Source organism: Pseudomonas fuscovaginae SE-1 (assembly GCF_000364705.1).
In the GTDB taxonomy this organism is placed as follows: Bacteria; Pseudomonadota; Gammaproteobacteria; order Pseudomonadales; family Pseudomonadaceae; genus Aquipseudomonas; species Aquipseudomonas fuscovaginae_A.
In genome coordinates this window covers 1-416 of the sequence record NZ_AQOH01000273.1, presented here as the reverse complement: position 1 = coordinate 416, position 416 = coordinate 1, and the positions used below count along the sequence as shown (strand labels likewise).

The window sequence follows — 416 nt, the reverse complement described above, 5'->3', positions numbered from 1 at the left end:
CCGATCAGGCTGACGGCCAGCAGCGAGTGCCCACCCAGCTCGAAGAAGTTATCGTGGCGTCCCACACGCTCGACATTCAGCAGTTGCGCCCAGAGCTGGGCCATCAGTATTTCGGTGTCGCCCACCGGCGCCTCGTATTCACGGGCGGCCAGCGCCGCCAGGTCCGGTATCGGCAATGCCTTGCGGTCGAGCTTGCCGTTGGGACTCAATGGCAGCGCCGCCAGATGCACGAACAGCGCCGGCACCATGTAGTCCGGCAACTGTTCCAGCAGATGAGCGCGCAAGGCGTCGATCTCCTGGGCCACGGTGGCCGTGTAGTAGGCCACCAGGCGCTTGTCGCCCGGCACGTCCTCACGGGCCACCACCACCGCTTCCTGCACCGCCGGGAAGGCGGTCAGCCGCGCCTGGATCTCGCC

General features: G+C 67.1%; 1 protein-coding gene. It reads right to left on the bottom strand.

The genetic code is table 11. From position 1 onward, the window contains the following. Positions 1–416, bottom strand: a 416-nt coding sequence (locus K675_RS31240) for an AMP-binding enzyme (protein ID WP_037007031.1), incomplete at both ends; no start/stop codon positions are given.